The organism is Longimicrobium sp. (assembly GCF_036280135.1).
GTDB lineage: Bacteria > Gemmatimonadota > Gemmatimonadetes > Longimicrobiales > Longimicrobiaceae > Longimicrobium.
Genome location: NZ_DASURI010000504.1, coordinates 1 through 3,745, shown reverse-complemented (window position 1 = coordinate 3,745; position 3,745 = coordinate 1). Strand labels below are relative to the sequence as shown.

Below are 3,745 nucleotides of genomic sequence, written 5' to 3'. Positions count from 1 at the left end.
ACGCACGCACGGGCTCCGCGCGCAAGCCCGCATCCGCCACCGTCACGCGGTACTGGCGCACGCGGCGGCCCAGCTCGGCGTCGGGCGGGATGGTCTCGTCCGGCTGCTCGTAGTTGTCCGTCACCCACGTGGTGTACGCGCCCGCCCCGTCCGGCACCACGGCGATGCCGTAGGGGAGCGCCAGGTCGTCCGCGCCGTACATCCCCACGGGGCGAAAGTCCGGCAGACGGAACACCTGCACCCGGTGGTTGTCGCGCTCCACGACGAACGCCAGGTCGTCGATGACGGCGATGCCGTTGGGCCGCTCCATCCGCCCCAGCGCCGTGCCCGGGCCGCTCGCGCGCCGCAGCGTGCGCCCCGTGGCCGCGTCGCTGACCACGATCACGTCGCCCGTCTTGGCCGTGGAGAGCAGCCAGTGCTGGCCATCCGGCCCGTGCCACACGGCGGGCGAGTCGATGTTGTCCAGCGTGTCGCGCGGCGTCGTGAACGCCTCGGCCACCGTCACCGGCGCGGACGTCGGCACCGTGGCGGGACGCATCGATGAAGCGCATCCGCCCGCCGTCCATCCGCCCAGCACCGCCGCGCCGAATCCGAACGCCGCGCGGCGGATGCGCATCCATCCCATCCCGCTCCTCGCCTCGTCGATCCGCATCGTCATCCGCCGCCTCACCGGGACACGCGGAAGCCCAGGCGGCCCCAGCTGCGGTAGTATTCCTGCTGGACGGGGCGGTCCGGCGTGCCCTGGTAGACCACGTACGGCTCGTTGGTCAGGTTCACCAGCTCCAGGAACAGCGCCCCGTCGCGCGTGACCCGCGCCTGGACGGACGCATCCAGCTGGAGGTGACGGTCCACGAACAGGTCCTCGGCCGCGTCGTCCGCGTACTCGTTGGCGTAGCGGTCGTGGTAGTTCACGCTGGCCTGCATCCACCAGCGCGGCCGCTCGTAGCTCAGCGCCGCGTTGGCCACGTGCTTCGCCTGCCCCTGCAGCCGCACCTCGCGCCCGCCGGGGAGCCGCGCGTCGCTGTCCGTGAAGGTGTAGTTGGCGTAGATGCCCAGCCCGTCCAGGGGGAACGGCAGCTCGCGAAGCTGGCGCTGGAGCGCGACCTCCACGCCGCGGATCTCGCCGTTCTCGCCGTTGCGCGGCTGCTCCGTCTCGCCCCCCAGGTCGTTGTCCGCCGTGAAGCGGAAGATGGGATCCTCCAGCCGCTTGTAGAACACGCCGGCGGACGCCACGCCGATGCGCGCGTCGTAGTGCTCGATCAGCAGGTCCACGTTGCGCGCCAGCATCGGATGCAGATCCGGATTGCCGATGGACAGGTCCTCGTCGTCGCGCAGGCGGTACGGCACGAGGTCAAAGAAGTTGGGCCGGGCGATGGCCGTGGTGTACGCCGCGCGGACGTTGGTGCCGGGGCGGATTTCCCAGCGCAGGTGCGCCATGGGGAACCAGGTGCCGTAGTCGCGCTCGGCGTCGACGGCGGTCAGCGTCTCCTCGTCCGGGTCGAAGTCAAAGCCGGCGCTGCGAAAGTCCGTCCGCTCGTAGCGCACGCCGGGAATCAGCCGCAGCGAGGGCGCGAGCGCGACGTCCGCCATTAGGTAGCCGGCCGTGACGCGCTCGTCCAGGTCGTAGTCGTTGGTCTCCTCCTCCAGGTCGCGCTCCGTCTCCAGCGACCCGCCAAAGCGGTCCGCGAACCCCGTCACGTCGCCCGGGCGGGTGGAGAAGGGCGTGAGCGGATACGCGCCGGGGTGGCGCAGCCCCTGGCTCCACCGCTCGCCGATCCCCTGCCCCAGGATGATGTCGTCCGCGCCGTCCGCCAGCTCCGCCGCGTCGGTGTCGACGGACTGCAGCTTGGCGCGGTCACGCACCCGCCCGCCGAAGCGCACCTCGCCGAACGACACGGGCAGCGACAGGTCCAGCGAGCCCATCCACTCCGTGTTGCGCGTGTCGCTGCGGCTGAGCTCGATGTCGTCGAACGCGAAGTCGCCGTCCAGCGCACCGGCGGCCGGGTTGGCGCGGATGCGGCGCGGGTCGGCGAACGACGGATCGAACGCCACGTCGCCCCGCGCGAAGGTGATCTCGTCGTCGAACGGCGTGTGCTCCAGCGAGCGCGTCCACGCCAGCCCGTGCTCCAGCCGCATCCCGCCGAACAGCAGGTGCTCGCCCAGCAAGGAGAGGTTGTACGTCTCCAGCTCCTCCAGGCGGTTCTTGTGGCGAAACTGCAGCTCCTCGTCCTCCACGGCGTTCACGAAGTTGCGGCGCTGCTCGTGGTCGCGCAGCTGCGAGAACACGCCGTTCAGCGTGAGCGACGACGACGGCGCGGGTTGGAAGTCCACGCTGGCGTTGGCGCCCACGCGGCGGCGCATCAGCGAGTAGTGGCGCACCTGCAGCTCCTCCAGCGCATCATCCGCCAGCCCGTCGTCGCCCAGGTCGTACGCGGGCTCCAGGTCGTCGGAGCCAAAGTCGCGCTGGTGGATGGAGCCCGTGACGACGGCGCCCAGCCGGTCGCCCATCCACCGGCTTCCCAGCGTGAGCGCGCCGCTGTACGACGGCTCCTCGCGCAGCGCGGAGTATCCGCCCGCCGCCTCAGCGGAGAAAAGGCCGGCGGAGGGCGCGCGGCGCGTGACCAGGTTCACGGCGCCGCCCACGGCATCCGCGTCCATCGAAGGAAGGATGGCTTTTGTCACCTCGATGGCATCGAGCAGATCGACCGGCACGGCGTCCAGGGCGATCTGCCGCACCTCGCCCTCGGGCGACGGCACCTGCACGCCGTTGAGCGTGACCTGCGTGCCGGACGGCGACGCGCCGCGGATCTGGATGTAGCGCCCCTCGCCCTGGTCGCGGGCGATGGAGACGCCGGGCACGCGCTGCACGGCCTCGGGCGCGGAGGCGTCGGGAAAGCGGCCCATCTGGTCCGCCGCCACGACGTTGATGATGTTGGGCGCGTTGTTCTGCTGGTTGAGCGCGCGGGCCTGCGTGCGGGCGCGCATCCCCAACACCGTCACGCCCTCCAGCGCGATGGCCTGCACGGGCACGGCGACGGTCACCGTGGCGGCCTCGCCCGCGCGGACGGTCACCGTCTGCCGCTGCGTCTGCCGGCCCAGGTAGCTGACGATGACCGTCTGCGTCCCGGCCGCCACGGGCGCGAGGCTGAAGCGGCCGGCGGCGTCCGTCACGGCGCGCGCGGACGCGTCCTCGATCGTCACGATGGCGCCCACGAGCGGCTGGCCCGACTCCGCCTCGGTGGCGCGGCCGTCCACGCGGCCCGCCTGCTGCGCGGCGGCGGCGAGGGGGAGAAGGAGGATCAGCAGCAATGCGGTCCAGCCGCTCCGGAGGACGCGGCGTCCAGCGGAAGTGCTCATGCGTGTTCTCGGGAAGAACGGAGGAGTGCGGGCGGCGCGGGGGCGTCGTCCGCGGGTGTGTTCAGGATGGGCGGGAGGATACGGGCGGATGCGTGGAGGCGCGCCCGGCAAACGGCAACGAGTGCGTAGCAGGTGTATCCCGAAAGACGACGGCGGATCGGCGGACGTGTCTCGGATCGGTGACGAAGGACGGCGCGCGACGAAGGAAGCCCCGGGCGAGGATGGCTCGCCCGGGGCGTTGCGATGCTCGCGTGAAGCCAGGCCACGCCTGTCCTTTGACCGACCCGACGGGCGGCGAAAGGGGCCGCCGTACCTGGAGAGGACGGTGGAGAACGGCGGCGTGGCCCGGTCCCGTACGGGAACCGGGCCACGCCGCGCGTGAATCGAT

1 protein-coding gene and 1 pseudogene are annotated in these 3,745 nt (G+C 71.9%); both read right to left on the bottom strand.

Features of this window, described 5'->3' with window-relative positions; genetic code table 11:
* Positions 1 to 658: pseudogene (locus tag VFZ20_RS16300) on the bottom strand (phytase); the annotation flags it as partial.
* 8 nt (positions 659 to 666) lie between these two features.
* Positions 667 to 3,357: a TonB-dependent receptor gene (locus tag VFZ20_RS16295; protein WP_329684968.1), complete on the bottom strand. Its 2,691-nt coding sequence runs from the start codon at positions 3,355 to 3,357 to the stop codon at positions 667 to 669.
* Positions 3,358 to 3,745 lie beyond the last annotated feature (388 nt).

Coding starts and splice junctions, on each gene's coding strand:
- VFZ20_RS16295 (WP_329684968.1), bottom strand. CDS start 3,357: ATGAGCACTTCCGCTGGACGCCGCGTCCTCCGGAGCGGCTGGACCGCA.